22 protein-coding genes and 1 riboswitch are annotated in these 21,389 nt (G+C 72.1%); of the genes, 12 read left to right on the forward strand and 10 right to left on the reverse strand.

Annotation, left to right across the window (positions count from 1 at the left end; all coding sequences use genetic code 11):
• The first annotated feature begins 63 nt into the window (after positions 1-63).
• Positions 64-1,029 (forward strand): zinc-binding dehydrogenase, encoded by a 966-nt coding sequence (locus Q5530_RS15070; RefSeq protein WP_415362821.1) that lies wholly within the window; start codon positions 64-66, stop codon positions 1,027-1,029.
• On the opposite strand, the gene Q5530_RS15075 is transcribed toward Q5530_RS15070, so the two are convergent.
• Positions 1,019-1,624: a DsbA family oxidoreductase gene (locus Q5530_RS15075; RefSeq protein ID WP_415362822.1), complete on the reverse strand. Its 606-nt coding sequence runs from the start codon at positions 1,622-1,624 to the stop codon at positions 1,019-1,021. The two genes, Q5530_RS15070 and Q5530_RS15075, sit on opposite strands and share 11 nt — an antisense overlap.
• Before the next feature lie 251 nt (positions 1,625-1,875).
• On the opposite strand from Q5530_RS15075, the gene Q5530_RS15080 reads away from it, so the two are divergent.
• Complete coding sequence (locus tag Q5530_RS15080) at positions 1,876-2,559, forward strand: UTRA domain-containing protein (RefSeq protein WP_415362823.1); 684 nt, start codon at positions 1,876-1,878, stop codon at positions 2,557-2,559.
• A gap of 343 nt (positions 2,560-2,902) precedes the next feature.
• Complete coding sequence (locus tag Q5530_RS15085; protein ID WP_380636692.1) at positions 2,903-4,342, forward strand: amino acid permease; 1,440 nt, start codon at positions 2,903-2,905, stop codon at positions 4,340-4,342.
• Here Q5530_RS15085 and Q5530_RS15090 read toward each other — a convergent pair.
• From Q5530_RS15090 to Q5530_RS15100, 3 genes are all read right to left on the reverse strand, one after another.
• Complete coding sequence (locus Q5530_RS15090) at positions 4,319-5,956, reverse strand: DUF885 domain-containing protein (RefSeq protein ID WP_415362824.1); 1,638 nt, start codon at positions 5,954-5,956, stop codon at positions 4,319-4,321. The two genes, Q5530_RS15085 and Q5530_RS15090, sit on opposite strands and share 24 nt — an antisense overlap.
• An 18-nt stretch (positions 5,957-5,974) precedes the next feature.
• Positions 5,975-7,012 carry an NAD(P)H-dependent flavin oxidoreductase gene (locus Q5530_RS15095; protein ID WP_380636696.1) on the reverse strand — a complete coding sequence of 346 codons (1,038 nt, stop codon included), beginning with the start codon at positions 7,010-7,012 and terminating at the stop codon, positions 5,975-5,977.
• Positions 7,013-7,112: 100 nt separating this feature from the next.
• Positions 7,113-8,591 carry a chitinase gene (locus Q5530_RS15100; protein ID WP_415363065.1) on the reverse strand — a complete coding sequence of 493 codons (1,479 nt, stop codon included), beginning with the start codon at positions 8,589-8,591 and terminating at the stop codon, positions 7,113-7,115.
• 105 nt (positions 8,592-8,696) lie between these two features.
• Between Q5530_RS15100 and Q5530_RS15105 the strand changes: the two genes are divergently transcribed.
• Both Q5530_RS15105 and Q5530_RS15110 read left to right on the forward strand, forming a co-directional pair.
• Positions 8,697-9,128 carry an HD domain-containing protein gene (locus Q5530_RS15105; RefSeq protein ID WP_415362825.1) on the forward strand — a complete coding sequence of 144 codons (432 nt, stop codon included), beginning with the start codon at positions 8,697-8,699 and terminating at the stop codon, positions 9,126-9,128.
• A gap of 153 nt (positions 9,129-9,281) precedes the next feature.
• Positions 9,282-9,503 carry a hypothetical protein gene (locus tag Q5530_RS15110; protein ID WP_415362826.1) on the forward strand — a complete coding sequence of 74 codons (222 nt, stop codon included), beginning with the start codon at positions 9,282-9,284 and terminating at the stop codon, positions 9,501-9,503.
• 62 nt (positions 9,504-9,565) lie between these two features.
• Here the strand turns inward: Q5530_RS15110 and Q5530_RS15115 are convergent, their stop codons facing one another.
• Together Q5530_RS15115 and lepA are read right to left on the reverse strand one after the other, a co-directional pair.
• Positions 9,566-10,126 (reverse strand): Uma2 family endonuclease, encoded by a 561-nt coding sequence (locus Q5530_RS15115; protein ID WP_415362827.1) that lies wholly within the window; start codon positions 10,124-10,126, stop codon positions 9,566-9,568.
• 125 nt (positions 10,127-10,251) lie between these two features.
• A complete protein-coding gene (lepA, locus tag Q5530_RS15120; protein ID WP_380636707.1) occupies positions 10,252-12,099 on the reverse strand; it encodes a translation elongation factor 4 in 1,848 nt (615 codons plus the stop codon).
• 105 nt (positions 12,100-12,204) lie between these two features.
• On the opposite strand from lepA, the gene Q5530_RS15125 reads away from it, so the two are divergent.
• On the forward strand, positions 12,205-12,639 hold the full coding sequence (locus tag Q5530_RS15125; protein ID WP_415362829.1) for a type II toxin-antitoxin system PemK/MazF family toxin: 435 nt from the start codon (positions 12,205-12,207) through the stop codon (positions 12,637-12,639).
• Positions 12,640-12,727: 88 nt separating this feature from the next.
• Positions 12,728-13,324 carry a class I SAM-dependent methyltransferase gene (locus Q5530_RS15130; RefSeq protein ID WP_415362830.1) on the forward strand — a complete coding sequence of 199 codons (597 nt, stop codon included), beginning with the start codon at positions 12,728-12,730 and terminating at the stop codon, positions 13,322-13,324.
• Here the strand turns inward: Q5530_RS15130 and Q5530_RS15135 are convergent.
• Together Q5530_RS15135 and Q5530_RS15140 are read right to left on the reverse strand one after the other, a co-directional pair.
• Complete coding sequence (locus Q5530_RS15135; RefSeq protein WP_380636714.1) at positions 13,301-13,669, reverse strand: VOC family protein; 369 nt, start codon at positions 13,667-13,669, stop codon at positions 13,301-13,303. The genes Q5530_RS15130 and Q5530_RS15135 overlap by 24 nt on opposite strands.
• A gap of 13 nt (positions 13,670-13,682) precedes the next feature.
• Positions 13,683-14,213: a GNAT family N-acetyltransferase gene (locus tag Q5530_RS15140; protein WP_415362833.1), complete on the reverse strand. Its 531-nt coding sequence runs from the start codon at positions 14,211-14,213 to the stop codon at positions 13,683-13,685.
• 86 nt (positions 14,214-14,299) lie between these two features.
• Between Q5530_RS15140 and Q5530_RS15145 the strand changes: the two genes are divergently transcribed.
• The 3 genes from Q5530_RS15145 to Q5530_RS15155 all read left to right on the forward strand — a co-directional run bounded on the left by Q5530_RS15145 (position 14,300) and on the right by Q5530_RS15155 (position 16,302).
• Positions 14,300-15,223, forward strand: a complete 924-nt coding sequence (locus Q5530_RS15145) for an SPFH domain-containing protein (RefSeq protein WP_415362834.1) — start codon at positions 14,300-14,302, stop codon at positions 15,221-15,223.
• A 1-nt stretch (position 15,224) separates the two neighbouring features.
• Complete coding sequence (locus tag Q5530_RS15150; protein WP_415362836.1) at positions 15,225-15,434, forward strand: hypothetical protein; 210 nt, start codon at positions 15,225-15,227, stop codon at positions 15,432-15,434.
• Between the two features lie 88 nt (positions 15,435-15,522).
• Entirely contained in the window at positions 15,523-16,302 is a 780-nt protein-coding gene (locus Q5530_RS15155; protein ID WP_415362837.1) for a VOC family protein, read from the forward strand.
• Here the strand turns inward: Q5530_RS15155 and Q5530_RS15160 are convergent.
• Entirely contained in the window at positions 16,271-17,074 is an 804-nt protein-coding gene (locus Q5530_RS15160) for a sulfite exporter TauE/SafE family protein (protein ID WP_415362839.1), read from the reverse strand. The genes Q5530_RS15155 and Q5530_RS15160 overlap by 32 nt on opposite strands.
• 139 nt (positions 17,075-17,213) lie before the next feature.
• Here Q5530_RS15160 and Q5530_RS15165 point away from each other — a divergent pair, with 139 nt between their 5' ends.
• On the forward strand, positions 17,214-19,490 hold the full coding sequence (locus Q5530_RS15165) for a glycoside hydrolase family 3 N-terminal domain-containing protein (RefSeq protein ID WP_415362841.1): 2,277 nt from the start codon (positions 17,214-17,216) through the stop codon (positions 19,488-19,490).
• A gap of 130 nt (positions 19,491-19,620) precedes the next feature.
• Positions 19,621-19,881, forward strand: a complete 261-nt coding sequence (gene rpsT, locus Q5530_RS15170) for a 30S ribosomal protein S20 (protein ID WP_380636728.1) — start codon at positions 19,621-19,623, stop codon at positions 19,879-19,881.
• A 294-nt stretch (positions 19,882-20,175) separates the two neighbouring features.
• Here the strand turns inward: rpsT and holA are convergent, their stop codons facing one another.
• Positions 20,176-21,159 carry a DNA polymerase III subunit delta gene (gene holA / locus Q5530_RS15175; protein WP_415362843.1) on the reverse strand — a complete coding sequence of 328 codons (984 nt, stop codon included), beginning with the start codon at positions 21,157-21,159 and terminating at the stop codon, positions 20,176-20,178.
• A 100-nt stretch (positions 21,160-21,259) separates the two neighbouring features.
• A riboswitch (SAM riboswitch) is annotated at positions 21,260-21,386 on the forward strand.
• The last annotated feature ends 3 nt before the right edge of the window (positions 21,387-21,389 follow it).

Below are 21,389 nucleotides of genomic sequence, written 5' to 3' on the forward strand. Positions count from 1 at the left end.
CGAGCCTAGTCGGGTGACGCGCTTCACCGCACGCGGATCGCTACCAGTCGGTAAGTTGCCCGCATGTTCGCCGTCTACGCAGCCGAGCCGAGCCCGCAAGACCCGATCGCCGCCCTGCGCGTGGGCGAACGGCCGGAGCCGGAGGTCCCGCCGGGCTGGGTGAAGGTGGCGGTCAGGGCGGCCAGCCTGAACATGCACGACCTGTGGACGCTGCGCGGCGTCGGCATCAAGGCCGACCGGTTCCCGATGACCCTGGGCTGCGACGGCGCGGGCGTGCTGGAGGACGGCTCCGAGGTCGTGCTGCACTCGGTGATCGGCGACCCGGCCTGGTCCGGCGACGAGACCCTCGACCCCGGCCGCACCCTGCTGACCGAGAAGCACCAGGGCACCTTCGCCGACCACGTCGTCGTCCCGGCCCGCAACGCCCTGCCCAAGCCGGCCGGGCTGAGCTTCGCCGAGGCCGCGTGCATGGGCACGGCGTGGCTGACCGCGTACCGGATGCTGTTCGTGAAGTCCGGCCTGCGCCCCGGTCAGACCATGCTCGTGCAGGGCGCCTCGGGCGGCGTGTCCACGGCGCTGGTCCAGCTCGGCCGCGCGGCGGGCTTCCGGGTGTGGGTGACCGGCCGCACCGAGGAGAAGCGGGCGCTGGCCGAGAGCCTGGGCGCGCACGCGACCTTCGAGTCCGGCGCCCGCCTGCCCGAGCGGGTGGACGCCGTGTTCGAGACCGTCGGCAAGGCCACCTGGTCGCACTCGATGAAGTCGCTCAAGCCCGGCGGGATCATCGTCATCTCGGGCGCGACCAGTGGCGACGCCACGGCCGCCGAACTCCAGCGGCTGTTCTTCCTCCAGCTGCGCGTGGTCGGCTCGACCATGGGCACCCGGGAGGAGCTGGCCGACCTGCTGGCGTTCTGCGAGTTGAACGGCCTGCGACCGCAGATCGGCGCGGAGCTGCCGTTCGAACGCGCCGAGGAGGGCTTCCGCGCCATGCTCGACGGCGAGACCGCGGGCAAGATCGTGTTCAGCCGCTAGACCGCAGCAGGTCCAGCAGCACCTCGGGGTCCTGCGCGCCGGCGACCCCGCGCCGGCCCACCACGAACGTGGGCACCGACCGCACGCCGATCGCGACGCCCTCGGCCAGCTCCTCGTTCAGGCGCTCGGCCAGGGCGTCGTCGGCGAGCAGGTCCTCGGCGCCGGTCAGACCCGCCTCACCGGCCAGCGCCACCAGCACCCCGCGGTCGCCGACGTCCGCGCCCTCGGTGAAGTGGGCGCGGAAGAACCGCTCGCCCACCGCGGCCTGCACCCCCTGGTCGCGCGCCGCGAGCAGGAGCCGGTGGGCGTCGAACGTGTTCGCCTCGACCTGCCGGTCCAGCTCGTAGTCGAGCCCCACGGCGGCGGCCACCGCCGTCACCCGGCGCTGCGCCTCCCGCGCGCCCTGCTCGCCCAGCTTCCCGGCCAGCACCTCGACCATCGGCCGGCCGCTGCTCGTGGCGTCCGGCTGGAGCTGGAACGGCCGCCACACCACGGTCACCGGCTCGCCGTCCCACGCCTCCAGCGCGCGTTCCAGCTTGCGCTTGCCGATGTAGCACCAGGGACACACCACGTCCGACCACACGTCGAGTTGCACGCCCCCTCCCAACCCGGCCGAACGCTCCCCTATTCCGGTCCTCGACGAACGGACCGGGGCCAAGCCGACCGGCGGCGGCTCATCGGCTACCGGCTTCCGCGAATTCGCGCATCTGCCCCGCCAAGCACCCGAGCACCATCCGAGACCCCTAGGGGCGTCCATCGCGTTCTCCAGCAGCCGCCGTGCCATCTCCTGAAAGACGTCGGTTTCCCTCGGATCGTCGAGGAGCAGGCTGTAAGCCGGGTCTCCACGTGCGCCACCGGCCGGAAATTCGGCGAGGTCATCAACGTGAACGCGGTGTCCTCCCAAGGACCCGCCTTCGCGTCCTGACCGATGACCCGAACGCCGGCCTTGCCGGTGTCGGTCAACCAGAGCAACAGCGCCGCCTGCAACGACGGTCCCGCGGCCGCTACGGCAGCGCCCGTGGGCACCAGCAGCTCCTGACCCACCACCTGCGCCACGAGATCGTGTTCGCCGGACGCGGCCCGGTCCCCTCCCACATCGCGGAGGCCAGGGGCATCGACCCCGGCACCGAGGTCGTCATCCGCAGGCGGCACCTGTTCGACAAGGACACCGACCGCCCCGAGGAGATCGGTGCCAGCTACCTCCCGGTCGACGTGGCCGGCGGGAGCTTCCTCGAACAACCCGAACTGGTGCCCAAAGCCCTGTTCCTCTGCGTCGAGGACCTCACCGGCCGCCACTACACCCGTGCCCGGGACCAGTGGATCGCGCGCATGCCCACCGGCGAGGAGAGCGGCACCCTCGAACTGCCGACCGGCGCCCCGGTCATGCACGTGGTCCACGTGGCCCGCGATGAAGACGGCGACGTGCTGGAGGTCTCGGAGTCGATCTGGCCGGCCGACCGTGTGATCGTGATCGACGACTGCCCCGTCGAGCAGGAACCGGAGCAGCCCACCGCAGCCGGTGAGCTGTGAACCGGAAGGCGGTAATGCCCCAATACGCCGAACAGCTCGTCGACCACTGGTACTGGCGTGCACATCACCATGCAGGGCGTCGGCTTCACGGACGAAATCCCGAAGGATCATCGACGCGGTAAGCACACGCCCATGCGTGGAACGACGTAGCCGCCGTGCGGTTGAGCCGGCCAACCACACACCGAGTTACATGAATCGGACAATACGAGCGAAACATCGCTTTTCCCGGTTCAACCATCCACCCGAACAAGCAACCCGCCTTCCGGTAGTGCGATCGAACAAACCCGAGGACAGTCGACGCGCGTACGGTTCCGCTCGCACACGACCACCGAGGGAGCTGGTAATGACGGTGCCGCAGGGCAGGGAAGGCTTCGGGCGGGGCAGCGGCGTGTTCCGCCGCAAGCCCATCGAGCAGATAGGCGAGGAGAAGACCGGCCTGACCCGCACGCTGGGTCTGTGGCAGCTCACCGCGATCGGCATCGGCGGCATCATCGGGGCGGGCATCTTCTCGCTCGCCGGCGCCGTGGCCAACCAGACGGCGGGACCCGCCGTGCTGGTCTCGTTCCTCGTCGCGGGCATCGCGAGCGCCGCCGCCGCGTTCTCCTACGCCGAGTTCGCGGGCCTGATCCCCCGGGCCGGTTCCGCCTACACCTACGGCTACGCCGTGCTCGGCGAGATCGTGGGCTGGTTCATCGGCTGGGACCTGCTGCTGGAGTACACCGCGATCGTGGCCGTGGTGGCGATCGGCATCAGCGGCTACTTCAACGAGCTGCTGGACCTGCTCGGCGTCGACCTGCCGGTGTGGCTGCTCGGCGCGCCGGGCACGGAGCCCGACGGCGTGGCGGCCGGCAGCTACCAGGTCAACCTGTTCGCCGTGCTGCTGTGCCTGCTGATCGCGTTCGTGCTGAACACCGGCATGAAGAACGCGGCCCGCTTCGAGACCACCCTGGTGTACCTGAAGGTCGCCGTGGTGCTGCTGGTGATCGTGGTCGGCGCGTTCCACATCAACACCGACAACTACAACCCGTTCTTCCCCTTCGGCCTGTCCGGCGCGTTCACCGGCGCGGCCACCGTGTTCTTCGCCGTGTTCGGCTACGACGCGATGAGCACGGCCGCCGAGGAGTCCAAGGACTCGCAGCGGCACATGCCCAGGGCCATCATCTACTCGCTGGCCATCTCCATGGTGCTCTACGTGCTGGCGTGCCTGGTGCTGACCGGCATGGTGAACTTCAAGGACGTCGACGCCGAGAGCGCGTTCGCCTCCGCGTTCGCCGACATCGGCCTGCCCGCGCTGGGCATCGTCATCTCCGTCGGCGCGGTGCTGGGCATCACCACCGTGCTGTTCACCTTCCTGATGGGCGCGGCGCGCGTGGGCTACTCGATGTCCCGCGACGGACTGCTGCCCGGGTGGTTCGCCAAGACCCACCCGGTCAAGCACGTGCCGACGCGGGTCACGTGGGTGCTGGGCATCGCGTCCGCGGCCATCGCCGGCTTCCTGCCCATCGGCGAGGCCGCGGAGCTGACCAACATCGGCATCCTGCTGGCGTTCGTGGTGGTGTGCGTCGCGGTGGTCGTGCTGCGGTACCGGCAGCCCGACCTGCCGCGCACGTTCAAGACGCCCGGGATGCCGGTCGTGCCGATCGTCGGCGTGGTGTTCTCGCTGTGGCTGATCACCTTCCTGGCGCCGGAGACGTGGCTGCGGTTCGGGATCTGGTTCGCGATCGGCCTGGTCGTCTACTTCGCCTACAGCAGGCGGAAGTCAGTCCTGAACCGACAGGACTGACGCGCACCACGAGTCGACCACGTCGGCGAGCACGGCCATCGGCAGCGGGCCGCCCCGCAGCACCTGGTCGTGGAAGGCCCGGATGTCGAAGCGGTCGCCCAGGCGCCGCTCGGCCTCACCGCGCAGGCGCTGGATCTCCAGCCGCCCCACCATGTAGGACAGCGCCTGCGCGGGGTTCTCGGTGTACCGGTCGACCTCGGAGAAGATGTCGACGTCCGGCATGACCGCGTTGGCGCGCAGGTAGTCCACGGCCTGCTGCCGGGACCAGCCCAGCGCGTGCAGGCCGGTGTCCACCACCAGGCGGGCGGCGCGCAGCGAGTCGCCCGACAGCATCCCCAGCCGGGCCACGTCGTCGCTGTAGAGGCCCATCTCGTCGGCCAGGCGCTCGGTGTAGAGCGCCCAGCCCTCCAGGTACGCCTCGATGGACGCGAAGCGGCGCAGCAGCGGCAGGTCCTCCAGCTGCTGCGCCAGCGCGATCTGGAAGTGGTGGCCGGGCACGCCCTCGTGGAACGCGGTGGACTCGGCGCTGAACCGGTCGCGCTGCTCGGCGAGGTGGGTGTTGACGAAGTAGGTGCCCGGCCGGGAGCCGTCCAGCGCCGGGTCCATGTAGTAGGCCAGCGGCGCGTTGGGCGCCTCGGCCTCCGGGACCTCCTCCACCTCGCACCGCGTGCCGGGCAGCGTGCCGAACCAGTCGGCGGCGACCTCCTCGGCGCGGGCGATGGTCCGCCTGGCCAGGGTGAGCATGTCCGCGGCGCTGCGCCAGCGCAGGTCCGGGTCCGCGAGCAGGCGGGCCCGCACCTCGGCGGCGCTCACCGGGCCGAACACGCGCGCGCCGATCTCCTCGTACTCCCGGTCCAGCGCCTCGATCAGCTCCCGGCCGATCCGGTGCAGCTCCTCGGGGGTGTGGTCGGTCGTGGTGCAGGCGCGGACCAGGTTCGGGTAGAGGCGGTCGCCGTCGGGCAGCCAGCACAGGCCGGGCCGGTCCTCGTCGCGGCCCCGGCCGAGGACCTCGGCGGCCAGGAAGTCGCGGTAGCGGGCGAAGGCGGGGCGCACGGCGCCCGCGAGCAGCTCGGCGCACTCGTCGGCCAGCGGCGTGCCCGCCACCGGCGCGCCCAGCGGGTCGACGCGCTCGGCCAGGTAGCGGTCGACGCGGGCGATGGCGGAGGCCACCAGGTGCCGGACCGGGCGGCGGGCGGACCCGCGCTGCCGGTGGGCCAGGGCGTCGAGGTAGCCGGGCAGCGCGGCCAGCCGGGCCAGGTAGGCGCGGCGGGCGGCATCGTCGCCGGGCAGGACCAGGGGTAACGCGCCGAGCAGCAGCACCACCGGGGCGTTGAGGCCCTCGGCGTGGGTGTGCTCGACCAGGTTCGCGTCGAGGAGGTGCACCAGGCTCCACGCCTGCTGCGCGACCACCGCCCGGGTCACCGGGTCGTCGCCGGCGGTGTCCGCGCGGCGGGCGATGGCCTCGGCGCGGTCGCGCAGCGCGCGCTCGCCCTCGGCGCTCGGGTCCGGCAGCCGGTCGTCCCAGCCGGGCAGGCCGCGCAGGGTCGCCGTCACGGGATCGGCGTCCAGCACCAGGGTCAGCAGCTCGTCGGCGAGTTCGCGCGCGGTGTTCACGCCGGACATTCTCCGGTGCTACCCCGGCGGGATGCGCGCGTTCGCGGCGGAAAGGGCCTGGCGCGCCTCGGCGAGCAGCCGGGCCACGACCTCGGCGGCCGGCGCGGGCCGGACGAGGGGGTAGGTCTGCCCGGCCCACAGCGACATCAGCTCCGGGTCGCCGGACGCCCGGACGGGCCTGGTCAGGTGGTGGACCTCCGGGTAGGCGGCGGGCGCGTGGCCGGAGTTCTCGGTGAGGAAGCGGTTGACCAGACCGCGTGCCGGGCGGCCGCTGAAGGCCCTGGTCAACGCGGTGCGCCGGGTGCCCTCGGCGAGGGCCTGGCGGTGGGCGGGCGAGGTGCCCGCCTCCGGGGTGGGCAGGAACGCGGTGCCGAGCTGGGCGGCCACCGCGCCCGCGGTGATCACCGCGGCCACGTCCGCGCCGTGCACCAGGCCGCCGGTGGCGATCAGCGGGAGGTTCACCCGGTCGCGGACCAGGCGCAGCGCGGCCAGCACGCCGAACAGCTCGCCGCCGCCGGGCGAGACGCCGTCGTCGGCGAACGTGCCGCGGTGGCCGCCCGCGTCGCTGCCCTGCACGCACAGGGCGTCGGCGCCGATCCGGGCGGCCTGCTCGGCTTCCCGGGGCGTGGTGACGGTGACCACGACGGTGGTGCCCGCGGCGTGCAGGCGGTGGACGTCGGCGGCGGTGGGCAGGCCGAAGGTGAACGAGACGGCCGGCACCCGCAGCGCCATCAGCAGTTCGAGCTTGGCGGCGTAGGAGTCGTCGTCCCAGCGGGGTTCGCCCGGCTCGGTCGGCGACTGCGCGCGGACCCGCTCGCGGTAGCCGGCGAGGTCGACCTTGGCCCGCGGCCCGGGGACGAACAGGTTGACGCCGAAGGGCCGGTCGGTGAGCGCGGTGGTGGCGTCGACCTGCTCGGCGACCGCCTCGACGGACTGGTAGCCGGCGGCCAGGAACCCCATCCCGCCCGCGCGGCCGACCTCGGCCACGAGCCGCGGTGTGGACGCCCCGCCGGCCATCGGCGCGGCGATGACGGGGACTTCCAGTCGGTCGAACATGAGCCACCCTAACCCCGGTCGCGCCGGGTGGCCCGGCAGGACCGGGGCCCCGCCGGACGGTCGCCCCTCCCGCGGTGCGGCGGGAGGGGCGACCCCCGCGTCAGGGCAGGGTGTCCAGGTGCGGGGCCACCGTGTTGGCGAACTGCCAGTTGTTGGAGGCGTCCCAGTTGATCGACCAGGTCATCGCGCCGCGGATGCCGGGCCACGTCTGCGAGGGCTTGAACGAACCGCAGTTCGTGCCCTTGGCCAGGCAGTTGAGCGCCGCGTTGACGTTGGCCGGCGACTGGTACCCGCCGCCCGCGCCCGACGGCGAGGCGGGCAGGCCCAGGCCGACCTGGTCGGGCCGCAGGCCGTTCTGGAGCTGGACGCAGGCCAGCGCGACCAGGAAGTCCACCGTGCCCTGGGCGTAGACCTTCTGGTCGCAGCCGAGCATGCTGCCGGAGTTGTAGAACTGCATGTTGACCACCGTGAGGATGTCCTTCACGGCCAGCGCCAGCTTGAAGTACTCCTGGCCGGTGGACTGCATGTCGATGGTCTGCGGCGCCATCGCGATGACCTTGCCGCCGGCCGCGTGGATGCTGCGCAGCGCCGGGGCCATGTAGGTGGCGTTGACGCCGTTCTCCAGGTCGATGTCCACGCCGTCGAACCCGTACTCGGAGATCAGCGACCTGACGCTGGTGGCGAAGGCGTTGGACGCGGCGGAGTCGCCGACCCAGATGCTGCCCTTCTCGCCGCCGACGGAGATGATCACCTTCTGGCCGCGGGACTGGAGGGTGCGGACGTCGGCCTTGAACTGGGCGTCGGTGTAGCCGCCGAGCTTGCTCGACAGGGTCGGGTCCAGGGTGAAGTCGACCGCGCCGCGCGTCGCGGGCACGGCGTCGGCGAACGCGACGGCCACCACGTCGTAGGTGCGGGGCACGTCGGCCAGCTTGAGCAGCCGCGAGCCGTTGTCGAAGTTGTGCCAGTACCCGGTGAGGATGTGCTTGGGCAGCGACGGGTCCGGGTTGCCGGGCGTCGTGGTGGTGGTCGTCGTGGTGGTCGTGGTCGTCGTCGTGGTGCTGGTGGTGGTGCTGGTCGGCGGGGTGCCCGGCCCGTCCAGGCTGATGTCGTCGGCGTAGAAGGTCGGCTGGCCGTACCAGCCGTGCACGTAGATGGTGACGCTGGTGCTCGCGCCGGTGGTGAAGTCCAGGCTCAGCTGGCCGAAGCCGGTCGAGCCGGGGGTCCAGGTGCTCTTGTCGCCGCTGCCGGTGCCGGTCACGCCGAGGTAGACGTAGCTGCCCTGCACCCACGCGCTCAGCTTGTAGGCGGTGTTGGCCCGCACGGTGATCGTCTGCGAGCAGCGGGCCTGGTCCGTGCCCGCCGGGCTCCCCGCGAGCGCGTGCGACCCGCTGCGCTTGGTCGTGGACACCACGCTCGTCGCGCTACTGCACGTCCAGCCGCTCTTGTCGCCGCTGTCGAAGCCGGGGTTGGCGACCAGGTTGGCCGCCGACGCGCTGCCCGCGACCACCAGGGTCAGGCCGGCGACCGCCAGCACGCCCGCCAGCACCGCGCCCAGCGCGCGTCTCGTCCTCGAAGCCACGTCCACCTCCACGTTCTCTCCGGCGGCCTTGCCCAGCCAGGTGACGCGGGCCACTCGAAAATGGACTAGACCATTGGTTCTTGTCAAGGGTGTGACGATGGTCGGATGAGTTTCACCGTCGACGACGCGATCCACCTCGCCCGCACCGCCCACGAGGGTCAGGTCGACAAATCGGGCCACCCCTACATCGGCCACCCGCTGCGCGTGATGGGCCGGGTGTCCGGCGAGCACGCGCGCGTGGCGGCCGTCCTGCACGACGTCGTCGAGGACACTTCCGTCACGGCGGACGACCTGCTGGCCGCCGGGTGCCCGCCCGAGGTGGTGCGGACCGTGCTGGCGCTGACCCACGAGGAGGGCGAACCCCAGGAGCAGTACCTGGCGCGGGTGCTGACCGACCCGGTGGCGGTCGCGGTCAAGCGCGCGGACATCGCCGACAACACCTCGCCGCACCGGCTGGCGGCGCTCGACCGGGCCACCCAGGACCGCCTGCGGGCCAAGTACGCCAGGGCGCTGGAGATCCTGGACCGGGACGGGTGACCCCGATTCAACCTGGTGGTCACCTGCGCTCCGGAATCAACCCCCTGCCGGTAACAGTTGCGGCGGAGGTCACGTCAAAATTCGCTGCGCGAGGCCCTGACGTGCGGCATCATAGAGGTGAACCGATACAGATAGATCGACCTGAAAGGTGACATGACGAACCCCCTGAGTACCGTTCGCACGTACTTCGCCACGCGGCGCGCGATCCGGGAGCGGGAAGCCCGGATCGAGCGCGAGATGGCCGCCTACAACACCCCCAGCGCCCGGATGGACCTGGAGGCGATCCTCGCCCGCCACTCCACCCACGAGGCCAGGGAGCTGGAGGAGATCCTCCGCCGCCACATCCCGGCCGGTGTGCTCCGCTACCACGGCTGAGCGACCGCGTTCCTTTCGAGGGCCTTCAGGACAGGGACGTCCTGGAGGTCCTTTCGTCATCTTCAGGCCCGGCCCAACCAGGTGCCGAGGAGCGTCGCGGGTACGATCCGCACCGGGAACGGCAGCGTCGCCTCGAACGCGTCCTCGCCCTTGACCTCGGCCACCAGCTCGTAGCACCCGCGGACGTCGAGTTCGAACACGATCAGCTTCAGCTCGTGCGGGTCGACGACCCAGTAGCCGGGCACACCCATCCGCTCGTAAGCGGCCTTCTTGTTGTTGAGGTCGTTCAACGCCGTGCTCGGCGACAGCACCTCGACGGCCAACAGCGGGGCCACGGGCAGGTCCTTCTCGGTCAGGTCCTCGTCGCGGGCCACCAGGACGTCGGGCTGCAACTCCGTGGAGGGCGAGGGCCGGAGGGCGAACGGCGCCATGAGCACGTGCATGGTCTCCGGGCACGCCGCGTCGAGTTGACCCACGAGCTTGACGACGACCTTCTGGTGCCGGAAGCCGGGTGCCGGGCCCACGATCAGCACCCCGTCGATGAGCTCGTACCGGTGACCGTCATCAGGCATGCCCTCCAGGTCTTCGACCGTGTAGGGACGTCCGTATGCCTTATGCGTCATAGCGGTTATGGTCCCCTCCTTCCAGTTGATGCGCCAACCATGCCGGAGGAACCCACCGAAAACGACGATCCCCGCCGACCGGTCACCCGAAGGTGCCCTGATCAGCGGGGACGTGACCGCCGGTCCTACTTCTTGCCCTTGTCCTTGCCGCCGGAGTCGTCGGTGGACAGCGCGGCGACGAAGGCTTCCTGGGGCACCTCGACCCGCCCCACCATCTTCATCCGCTTCTTGCCCTCCTTCTGCTTCTCCAGCAGCTTGCGCTTGCGGGTGATGTCACCGCCGTAGCACTTGGCGAGCACGTCCTTGCGGATCGCGCGGATCGTCTCGCGGGCGATCACCCGCGACCCGATGGCCGCCTGGATCGGCACCTCGAACTGCTGGCGCGGGATCAGCTCGCGCAGCTTCGTGGCCATCCTGGTGCCGTAGCCGTAGGCGTGGTCCTTGTGCACGATCGCGCTGAACGCGTCCACCGGCTCGCCCTGGAGCAGGATGTCCACCTTGACCAGCTCGGCGTCCTGCTCGCCCGACTCCTCGTAGTCCAGCGAGGCGTACCCGCGCGTGCGCGACTTCAGCGCGTCGAAGAAGTCGAAGATGATCTCGCCGAGCGGCATCGTGTAGCGCAGCTCGACGCGGTCCTCGGACAGGTAGTCCATGCCGCCCAGCTGGCCGCGCTTGGCCTGGCACAGCTCCATGATCGCGCCGATGTAGTCGCTGGGCGCGATGATCGTGCACCTGGTGACGGGCTCGTACACCTCGGCCCGCTTGCCGTCGGGCCAGTCGGACGGGTTGGTCACCACGTGCTCTGCGCCGTCCTCCATGACCACGCGGTAGACCACGTTCGGCGCGGTGGAGATCAGGTCGAGCCCGAACTCGCGCTCCAACCGGTCGCGGGTGATCTCCAGGTGCAGCAGGCCGAGGAAGCCGCAGCGGAAGCCGAAGCCCAGGGCCGCCGAGGTCTCCGGCTCGAACGTCAGCGCGGCGTCGTTGAGCTGGAGCTTCTCCAGCGCCTCGCGCAGGATGGGGTAGTCCGAGCCGTCGACCGGGTAGAGGCCGGAGTACACCATCGGCCGCGGCTCGCGGTAGCCCGCCAGCGGCTCGGTGGCGCCCTTCTTCTCCGCCGTCACGGTGTCGCCGACCTTCGACTGGCGCACGTCCTTCACGCCGGTGATCAGGTAGCCCACCTCGCCGACGCCCAGGCCGACGCTCGGCTTCGGCTCGGGCGAGATGATGCCGACCTCCAGCAGCTCGTGGGTCGCGTTGGTCGACATCATCCGGATGCGCTGGCGCGGGGTGATCTTGCCGTCGACCACGCGGATGTAGGTGACCACGCCGCGGTAGGTGTCGTAGACCGAGTCGAAGATCATCGCGCGGGGCGGGGCGTCCGCGTCGCCGACCGGGGCCGGCACCCGCTTCACGACCTCGTCCAGCAGCGCCCCGACGCCCAGGCCGGTCTTGGCCGAGACGCGCAGCACCTCCTCGGGCTCGCAGCCGACGATGTGGGCGAGCTCCTTGGCGTACTTGTCGGGGTCCGCGGCGGGCAGGTCGATCTTGTTGAGCACCGGGATGATGGTGAGGTCGTTCTCCATCGCCAGGTACAGGTTGGCCAGCGTCTGCGCCTCGATGCCCTGCGCGGCGTCGACCAGCAGGACCGTCCCCTCGCACGCCTCCAGCGCGCGGGACACCTCGTAGGTGAAGTCGACGTGGCCCGGGGTGTCGATCATGTGCAGCACGTGGTCCTGCCCGGCGACCTGCCAGGGCAGCCGGACGTTCTGGGCCTTGATCGTGATGCCGCGTTCGCGCTCGATGTCCATGCGGTCGAGGTACTGCGCTCGCATCGCACGGGCGTCGACCACGCCGGTGAGCTGCAACATGCGGTCGGCCAGGGTCGACTTGCCGTGGTCGATGTGCGCGATGATGCAGAAGTTCCGGATCAGCTCCGGAGGCGTGAACGTCTGGTCGGCGAACGTGGTCACTCAGGGTCCTCGCACGTGAAAGACGGAGGGGATCACCCCATTCTCTCATGCCACGACGTCGCCCCGACCCGCGCGGGCGCGACCGGGGACATAGGCTCCCCGGTCGTGTACGCGAACGGTGAGGACCCGCGCCCGGTGAAGGGCGCGGTGCGGGAGGTCCACCCGGCCGCCGCGGCGGCGACCCTGGAGTACTCCCCCGACCTGGACGGCCTGGCCGACCCGGGCGAGGTCGTGTGGGCGTGGGTGCCCTTCGAGGAGGACGCGAGCCGGGGCAAGGACCGGCCGCTGCTGGTCGTGGGGCGCCGGCGGCGGGCCCTGCTGGCGCTGATGCTGACCAGCCGGCCGCCGGGCGGACCCGGGCAGGACGACTGCCTCGACCTGGGCGTGGGCCGCTGGGACCGCGACGGCAGGCGCTCCTACCTGCGCCTGGACCGGGTGTTCGAGCTGGCCGAGGACGACATCCGGCGCGAGGGCTCGGTGCTGGAGCCGGAGCGGTTCTCGCTGGTGGTGGACGCGCTGCGGCGGCTGGGCTGGCGCTAGACCCCCGACCGGGGTCGGGGGGACGTCCCGGGCCCGCTCAGGGCGATCCCCGATGCCGCGCCGGCGCCCGCCGGGAACCCTGGGGTCCATGGCGAGCAACCTGATGAAGGCGTTGGACGCGGCGTTCGGCCACCCCCGGGGCAAGGTGGGCGAGCTGGGCGGCCGGGTGATGGCCAGGGTGAACGCGAAGGTCGAGGAGCACGTCGTCGAGTTGGCGCGCCCCGCGGCCGACGAGGTCGTCCTGGTGCTCGGCCCCGGTCCGGGCGTGGGTCTGAGGCTGGTCGGCGAGCGCGCGCTCAAGGCGATCGGCGTCGACCCCTCGCAGGTCATGCTGGACGAGGCGCGCAACCGGTGCGCGGAGCTGATCGTGGCCGGCCGGGTGGAGCTGCGCGAGGGCGCGGCCACCCGCACCGGGCAGCCCGGGGCGTCCGTGGACGTGGTGATCTCGGTGAACAACCTCCAGCTGTGGGACAACCGGCCGGCCGCGTTCCACGAGCTGCGGCGGGTGCTGCGGCCGGGCGGGCGGCTGGTGGTGTCGGTGCACCGGATGGCGCTGGACACCTCCGAGTACGACCTGATCCGGGAGGCGGAGCAGGCCGGGTTCGCCGGGGTGCGCACGTCGCTGCACCAGTACGGCGGCGTGGTGCCGCCCGCCGTGCAGCTACTGGCGGACGTCCCGGCGTAGCGGGTGCTCGGCCGGGATCTCGACGAACGCGATCAGCCGGCCGTCCGGGTCCGCCACCCACATCTCGTCCAGGCCCCACGGTTCCCGCCGCGGGGGCCGGACGACGTGCTCGGCCAGCCGCGCGGCGGCGTCGTCGAGGTCGCGCACCTGGAGCCACAGCCGGGTGGCCCCGGTGGGCTCCTCCGCCGCGGTGCCGGACACCTCCAGGAACCCGCCGCCGAGGAAGAACACCGTGCCGCCGGGGAACTCCCGGTGCACGGCCAGGCCGAGGACGTCCCGGTAGAACGCGCGGGCCCGCTCGGGGTCCGCGGACCGGATCAGGACGCGGCTGCTCAGGATCTCCACGCCGTCCAGGGCATCACAGGTCCAGGTCGCGCGCCATCCGCACGTGCGCGTCCCCGTCGTGGCCGACCTCGCGCCAGCCGTGCGCGAGGTAGAAGCGCCGGGCGCGCCGGTTCTCCGCGAACACGTCCAGGTGCGCGGTCCCCACCCCGGCGGCGCGCAGCTCGGCGAGCGCCGCCTCGTGCAGCGCGTGGCCCACGCCCCGGCCCCAGTGCGCCGGGTCGACCTGGAGCTGCTTCAGCTCGCCGTCCGGCTGGACCAGGGCGAACCCGGCGAACGTGTTGTCCAGCTCGGCGCACAGCCACACCCGGCCCGGTCGGGTGAGGTCGTAGCCGTTCGCTCGCGCACCCCGCTCCCACTCGGCCAGCTCGCTCTCCGGCAGGTGCCCCTCGTAGTAGCTGCGCCGGGCCCTGACGTGGACGTCGACCAGCGGCCACCTGTCCTCCGCGCGCGGCGGTCGCACCGTGATGGTCCCCATGTGGTCACTGACGCGCGGCGGCCGGTCGGGTTGCCGGGGCACGGCGTCCCGCGCCCGTGCGATCGACATCGCGGACAACTTCCGCCCTCGTTGCGCGCCCACCAGGAAAAGTGATATCACTTTGCTAAGCAAGAGATATGACCTGAGGGGTGCACATGGACACAGCTGCTGACGTCGCGGTGCGGATGCCGAGTCCCGTCGTGCGGGAGCGCGAGGCGAAGCACGTGTCGGGGTGGGGGGTGCTGGCCGTCGCGGTGGTGCTGATCGCGGCGGGCACGGCGCTGGTCGTGCTGGGCGCGATCCCGGGGGACGACGGGCCGAGCGTGCCCGCGATCGTGGGGGGCTCGCTGCTCGTCACGGTCGGCGGCATCGCGGGCGGCGGCCTGTTCACCGTCGCGCCGGGCGAGGTGCGGGTGCTCCAGTTCGCCGGCAGCTACATCGGCACGGTGCGGCGGGACGGCCTGCGCTGGGCCAACCCGTTCGCCACCAAGGTGAAGGTGTCGACCAGGATCCGCAACCACGAGACCGCGGCGCTCAAGGTCAACGACGCCGACGGCAACCCGATCGACATCGCCGCCGTGGTGGTGTGGCAGGTCGAGGACACCGCGCGGGCCATGTTCGAGGTCGACGACTTCGTCCGGTTCGTGGGCATCCAGACCGAGACCGCGGTGCGGCACATCGCCACCAGCTACCCGTACGACAACCACGAGGAGTCCGGGCTGTCGCTGCGGGAGAACGCCGACGAGATCACCGAGACGCTGTCGCTGGAGATCGCGGCGCGCGTGCAGTCGGCCGGGGTGAAGGTGATCGAGTCGCGCCTGACGCACCTGGCCTACGCTCCGGAGATCGCGCAGGCGATGCTCCAGCGCCAGCAGGCGGGCGCGGTGGTCGCGGCGCGGACGCGGATCGTGGAGGGGGCGGTCGGCATGGTCGAGCTGGCGCTGGCCAAGCTCGCCGAGCAGAACGTGGTGGAACTGGACGAGGAGCGCAAGGCGGCGATGGTGTCGAACCTGCTGGTCGTGCTGTGCGGCGAACGGTCAACGCAACCGATCGTCAACGCCGGATCGCTGTACCACTGAGTTGGCCGAGCGCAAGAGCGTCCTGCTGCGCCTTGACCCGGCGGTGCACGACGCCCTGGTCAGGTGGGCGAACGACGAGTTGCGCAGCACCAACGCGCAGATCGAGTTCCTGCTGCGCCGCGCGCTCGCCGAAGCCGGCCGCCTGCCCTCCGGGACGGCGGCCCAACCCCGACGCGGTCGGCCGCGCAAGTCCGAGGAGGACGACGGCTGACCGGTGGGCGTCGCCGGCGCGGGGAGCGCCCGCGACGCCCGCGTTGATCGACTCGCGGGTGACCCGGCCCGGTGCGAACGTGGAGCGCGTGACCGACGTCAACGCCCCGTACGCACCGGGCACACCCGCGTGGGTGGACATGATGACCACCGACCGGGACGCCACGGCGGAGTTCTACGGCGGGCTGTTCGGCTGGGAGTTCGAGGTCGGCGGACCGGAGACCGGCCACTACACCAACGCCCTGGTGCGCGGGCGGCCCGTGGCCGGGTTCGGCGAGATGCCGCCGGACGTGATGTTCCCCGTGGTGTGGACGACCTACCTGGCCACCGACGACCTCGACGAGTCGCTGGAGGCCGTGGTCGCGGCCGGCGGCAAGGTGCTCGTGCCGGTGTTCGACACCGGCGGGCCGGGGCGCGGCGCGGTCGCGGTGGACCCGACCGGCGCGGCGTTCGGGCTGTGGGAGGCGGGCACGCACATCGGCGCGTACGCGGTGGGCGAGCCGGGCGCGGTGGTGTGGAACGAGCTGGCCACCCGCGACCCGTTCGGCGCGGCCGAGTTCTACCAGCGGGTGTTCGGCGTGGGCCTCGACCCGCTGCCCGACTTCCCGTACACGCAACTGCGGGTGGAGGGGCGCGTGGTGGCCGGGCTGTTCGGGATGGCCAACGAGATCCCGGCCGAGATCCCCGCGCACTGGATGACCTACTTCGCGGTGTCCGACGCGGAGCTGGCGGCCCGGCGGGCGCGCGAGCTGGGCGGTGTGGTGGTCGGCGACGTGGTCGACACGCGGTTCGGCCGGTTCACCACGGTCGGCGACCCGATGGGCGCGACGTTCCGGGTCATCCAACCGCCGCCTTCCACCCCAGACTGACCACCAGCGCCACCACGACGGTGAGGAACACCCGGCGCACGAACGACGACCCGCGCCGGACGGCGAGCTTCGCCCCGAGCACCGCGCCGGTGACGTTGCACACCGCGAGCACCAGGCCCAGGCCCCACAGCACCTTCCCGGCCGGGATGAAGTACAGCAGGGCGCCCAGGTTGGTGGCCACGTTGACGACCTTCGCCGTGGCCGAGGCACGCAGGAACGCGAAGCCCACCAGGCCCACCAGCAGGAACACCAGGAACGCGCCGGTGCCCGGCCCGGCCAGGCCGTCGTAGAAGCCGATCAGCGCGCCGCCGACCGCCATCACGCCGACCTGGGCGGCGCGCGCGAACCGCGGCGTCTCCGCCGCGCCCAGCTCGGGCTTGCGCCACGTGTAGAGGCCGACGCCGACCAGCGCGACGAGCACCACGCCGTTGAGCACGCCGGGGGCCAGCGCGCCCGCGAACGCCGCGCCGCCCACCGCGCCGCCGAACGCGGCCAGCGCCATGGGCAGCGCCGTCCACCAGTCGATCGTGGTCTCCCGGGCGTAGGTGCGCATCGCGGCGGCCGTCCCGACCACGGAGGCGATCTTGTTGGTGGCCAGCGCGTACAGCGGCTGCCCGCCGGGGGCGATCAGCAGCAGCGCGGGCAGCTGGACCAGCCCGCCACCGCCGACCACGGCGTCGACCGCGCCCGCGAGGGCGGCGGCCGCGCAGAGGAACAGCAGGGCGGCGAGCGAGATCTGCCCGAAGCCGGGCCAGTCGAGTGCGGCGGTCACCCGATCAGCTTAACCGGACAGGCGTACTGCTTGTTCTTCCTACCTGGGAGCGTTCCCAATGCGCCCGTTCAGCTCTGTCCCGGGCCCGGTCGCCCAGCCAGGGTTGGTCGGGGCGACCTGATCAACCAGGAGGTTCTCGATGCGGAGATCCCGAAAGCGCGCCGCGGCCGGCGTGCTCACCGCGTTCGCCGTCCTCGTCGGCGGATCGCAGGCCACCGGCGCCGGGGAACCGCGCGGACCGCACTACCAGGACGCCCGCGCGCCGGTCGAGCGCCGCGTCGACGACCTCCTGCGGCGCATGACGCTGGAGGAGAAGGTCGGCCAGATGACCCAGATCCGGCTGGGGAAGCTGCGCGGCAACTGCGAGTGGAACGCCGGCCCGCTGCGCGAGGACTGCCTGAAGGCGGTGCTGGAGGACGCGAAGGTCGGCTCGGTCCTGTCCGGCGGCGGTGACGCGCCGAACCCGAACACGCCGCGGGCGTGGGCCGAGATGACCAACGAGATCCAGCGGTACGCGCTGGACCACAGCCGCCTGCGCATCCCGCTGATCTACGGCGCGGACGGCGTGCACGGCCACTCGAACGTGCTCTCCGCCACCATGTTCCCGCACCAGGTGGGCCTGGGCGCGACGTGGAACCCCGATCTGGTGGAGGACCTGGGCGAGTCCACCGGTCGGGCCATGCGCGCCACCGGCGTGTTCTGGAACTTCGCGCCGGTCTCCGACCTGGCCCGCGACACCCGGTGGGGCCGCTACTACGAGACCTACGGCGAGGACCCGGTGCTGGCGGGCTCGCTGGCCGCGGCGAACGTGCGCGGTCAGCAGCGCGAGGCCGACGGCACCGCGTCGCTGGCCGCCACCGCCAAGCACTTCGCCGGGTACTCGGAGCCGTTCAACGGCCACGACCGCGCGCCCGCGCAGCTGCCGATCCGGCACCTCCAGGACACCGTGCTGCCGCCGTTCCAGGCGCAGTTCGACGCCGGCGTGCGGACCGTGATGATCAACTCGGGCGCGGTGAACGGCGTGCCGGCGCACGCGTCGAAGTACCTGCTCACCGAGCAGCTGCGCGACCGGATGGGCTTCCGCGGGGTGGCGATCAGCGACTGGGAGGACATCCGGTACCTGGTGGACCGCTACCACGTGGCGGCGGACTACCCGGAGGCCATCGCGATGGCGGTGAACGCCGGGGTGGACATGGCGATGGAGCCGTCGAACGCGGCCGAGTTCACCAAGGGCCTGCTGGCGGGCGTGCGCGGCGGCGCCATCAGCGGCAAGCGGATCGACCAGGCCGTGCGGCGCGTGCTGACGCTCAAGTTCGAGCTGGGCCTGTTCGAGAAGCCGTTCGTGGACCCGGCCGCGGCCGACGGGGTCGTCAACGACGCCGACCGGCCGCTGGCGCGGCGGGCCGCCGCCGAGGGCGTGGTGCTGCTGCGCAACGAGGGCGTGCTGCCGCTGTCCACCGGGGCCCGCAAGCTCGTGGTGACCGGCGACGCGGCCGACTCGGTGGCCCGCCAGCTCGGCGGCTGGACCGTCGGCTGGCAGGGCGTGCCGGCGGGCTCGCCGCTGCCCCCGACCACCACCGTGCTCCAGGGCATCCGGGCCGCCGCGCCGGGGGCGGACGTGGTCGGCGCCACCACCCGGGCCGACGCCGTGGCCCAGTCGGCTGATGCCGACGCCGTGGTGGTCGTGCTCGGCGAGGACCCGGGCGCCGAGGGCGAGGCCGACACCGAGTCCCCCGCGCTCACCGCCGAGCAGCAGGGCCTGGTCGACGCCGTGCGCGCGACCGGAAAACCGGTGGTCGTGGTCCTGCTGACCGGGCGGCCGCAGGTGCTGGGCACGGTCGCCGGGGCGCCCGCGCTGCTGGCCGGCTGGCTGCCGGGCTCCGAGGGCGGCGCCGCCGTCGCCGACGTGCTGTTCGGCGCGGTCAACCCCAGCGGGAAGCTGCCGGTGTCGTGGCCCAAGACCATCGGTGACCAGCCGTTCTCCTACGACCAGCCGCGCGGCGCGAACACGGGCGAGAGCTCGAACTACGACCCGCAGTTCGCCTTCGGCCACGGCCTGTCCTACACCAGCTTCACCACGTCCGCGCCGGTCCTGAAGTCCGCCGAGGTCCGCCGCGACGGCAAGGTCGAGGTCTCGGTCACGGTCGCCAACACCGGCGGCCGCGACGGCGCCCTGGTGGTGCCGGTGTACGTGCACCAGCCGGTCAGCAGGGTCCTGACCCCGGACCGCCGCCTGGTGGCCTTCACCCGGGTGGAGCTGAAGGCGGGCGAGCAGCGCGCGGTCCGGGTGACCTTCGACGCGACCCGCCTGGCCACGACCGCGGGCGACATGGACGCCACCGGCAGGCCCGAGGTGGCGAAGGGCCGGTACGAGGTGCTGGTCGGCGAGGGGAGGGTGGGGTTCACGGTGCGGTGAGCAGCCCTGATATCGTGGTTGGTCGTACCGCGCGGCATTCCGCAGTGGAGGAAGACCGCCCTGGGTTCGGGGTGGAGCCGATCGACGAGCGCGGTACGACTCCGAGACCGAGGAAAAGGGTGGCTTTCGCGTGGCGAACATCAAGTCCCAGCTGAAGCGGATCAAGACGAACGAGAAGGCGCGCCTGCGCAACAAGGCCGTCAAGTCGTCGCTGAAGACCGCGATCCGCAAGTTCCGTGAGGCCGCCGAGGCCGGTGACAAGGAGAAGGCCGTCGCGCTGGCGCAGGAGGCTTCCCGCAAGCTCGACAAGGCCGTCACCAAGGGCGTGATCCACGCCAACCAGGCCGCCAACAAGAAGTCGGCGCTGGCCAGGCGCGCCAACCAGGTCTGACCCTGGTCCACGGCACCCAGCAGCACAGCACCCAGCACCACAGCACCGGAGCGCCGCTCTCCCCTCGCGGGGCGGGCGGCGCTCCTGCTTTTCCGGCCGCCGGGCACTTGTTTCGAGCTTTTCCGGCCGCCGAGCAGTCATCCCTGCTTTCCGGCCATCGGGCACTCATCCCCAGCTTTCCCGCCGCCGGCCGCCGGGCACCCGTCGCACGCCGACCGGCGGCGTCTCGGCATTCAGCAGCCCGGCATTCAGCAGCCCGGGTTCAACCAGCCCGGCGTTCAACCAGCCTGGCCTTCACCGCCGACCGCGGGCGGCGACGATCTTCAAGACCGCTCGCTCCAAGGCGTACCCGGAGTCGGCGGCGGCGCCCTTCACATCCGCGTTGAGGTCGGCGACCACCGACATGGCCGACGCCAACCCCCACTCCTCCCACCCACGCGACTGCCCCTGGGCCTTCTTCACCTTCCACGGCGGCATACCCAGCTCACCCGCCAGCTTGAACGGGTCCCCCCGACCGACCGCCGACACGCGCGCGACCGTGCGCACCGCGTCCGCCAGCGCGTCGGCCACCAGCACGTGCGGCACACCGAGCTGGATCGCCCAGCGCAGCGCCTCCAGCGCACCGGCCCGGTCACCCATCACGGCCTTCTCCGCGACCGCGAACCCGGTCACCTCCGCCCGCCCGCGGTGGTAGCGGCGGACCGCCTCGGCGTCGACCTTCCCACCGGTGTCGGCGACCAGTTGCGACGCCGCCGCGGCCAACTCCCGCAGGTCGGAGCCGACCGCGTCGATCAGCGCGGCCACGGCCTCCGGGTCCGCCTTGCCGCCGCCGGCCGCCCGGATCTCGTTGCGCACGAACGCCTCGCGGTCCGTGGCCTTGGTGACCTTGGGGCACTCGGTCACCCCGGCGCCCGCCTTGCGCAGCGCGGCGGGCAGCTCCTTGGCCGCCTTGCTGCGTCCGCCACCGCTGTGCACGACGACCAGCGTCACCCCGTCGGCGGGCGCCTTGGCGTAGGCGATCACGGCGTCGGCGATCTCCTTGCCCACCTCCTGCGCGGCTTCGAGCGCGATCACGCGACCCTCAGCGAACAGCGACGGGCTCACCAGTTCAGCCAGCTCGGGAGGGGTGAGCTCGGTCACCCGGACGCGCGTCAAGTCGGCCTGCGGGTCGATCTTCCGCGCGAGGTCCAGCGCGCCGCGCACCGCGCGTTCGACCAGCAACTCCTCCTCGCCGATGACCAGGTGGACGGCATCGGGCGTGTCAGCGGGCGCACTCACGCGCGCGATCCTCCCACGCCCCGTTCGCCGTCCGGATGGTGGACGTCACTGGCTACGGGTCGGGATCGTGTCGTAGGTTGACGTCACCACAACTGAATACCGCTCATCCAGAGGGGCAGAGGGATCGGCCCGAAGAAGCCCCGGCAACCCGTCGTTCAGCGTGCGCGTCCAGCGCCCGCCGGCGATCACGGTGCCAATTCCGACCCGCGACGCGGGAAAGATGAGGAGAC

The organism is Saccharothrix sp. BKS2, assembly GCF_047689505.1.
In the GTDB taxonomy this organism is placed as follows: domain Bacteria; phylum Actinomycetota; class Actinomycetes; order Mycobacteriales; family Pseudonocardiaceae; genus Actinosynnema; species Actinosynnema lopnurensis.

What these genes read in the sequence shown, in the direction of transcription:
- Q5530_RS15165 (WP_415362841.1), top strand. Translation starts at nt 17,214, where the DNA reads ATGCGGAGATCCCGAAAGCGCGCCGCGGCCGGCGTGCTCACCGCGTTC.
- Q5530_RS15110 (WP_415362826.1), top strand. Translation starts at nt 9,282, where the DNA reads ATGACGAACCCCCTGAGTACCGTTCGCACGTACTTCGCCACGCGGCGC.
- Q5530_RS15130 (WP_415362830.1), top strand. Translation starts at nt 12,728, where the DNA reads ATGGCGAGCAACCTGATGAAGGCGTTGGACGCGGCGTTCGGCCACCCC.
- Q5530_RS15140 (WP_415362833.1), bottom strand. Translation starts at nt 14,213, where the DNA reads ATGTCGATCGCACGGGCGCGGGACGCCGTGCCCCGGCAACCCGACCGG.
- Q5530_RS15115 (WP_415362827.1), bottom strand. Translation starts at nt 10,126, where the DNA reads ATGACGCATAAGGCATACGGACGTCCCTACACGGTCGAAGACCTGGAG.
- Q5530_RS15085 (WP_380636692.1), top strand. Translation starts at nt 2,903, where the DNA reads ATGACGGTGCCGCAGGGCAGGGAAGGCTTCGGGCGGGGCAGCGGCGTG.
- Q5530_RS15145 (WP_415362834.1), top strand. Translation starts at nt 14,300, where the DNA reads ATGGACACAGCTGCTGACGTCGCGGTGCGGATGCCGAGTCCCGTCGTG.
- Q5530_RS15070 (WP_415362821.1), top strand. Translation starts at nt 64, where the DNA reads ATGTTCGCCGTCTACGCAGCCGAGCCGAGCCCGCAAGACCCGATCGCC.
- Q5530_RS15095 (WP_380636696.1), bottom strand. Translation starts at nt 7,012, where the DNA reads ATGTTCGACCGACTGGAAGTCCCCGTCATCGCCGCGCCGATGGCCGGC.
- Q5530_RS15105 (WP_415362825.1), top strand. Translation starts at nt 8,697, where the DNA reads ATGAGTTTCACCGTCGACGACGCGATCCACCTCGCCCGCACCGCCCAC.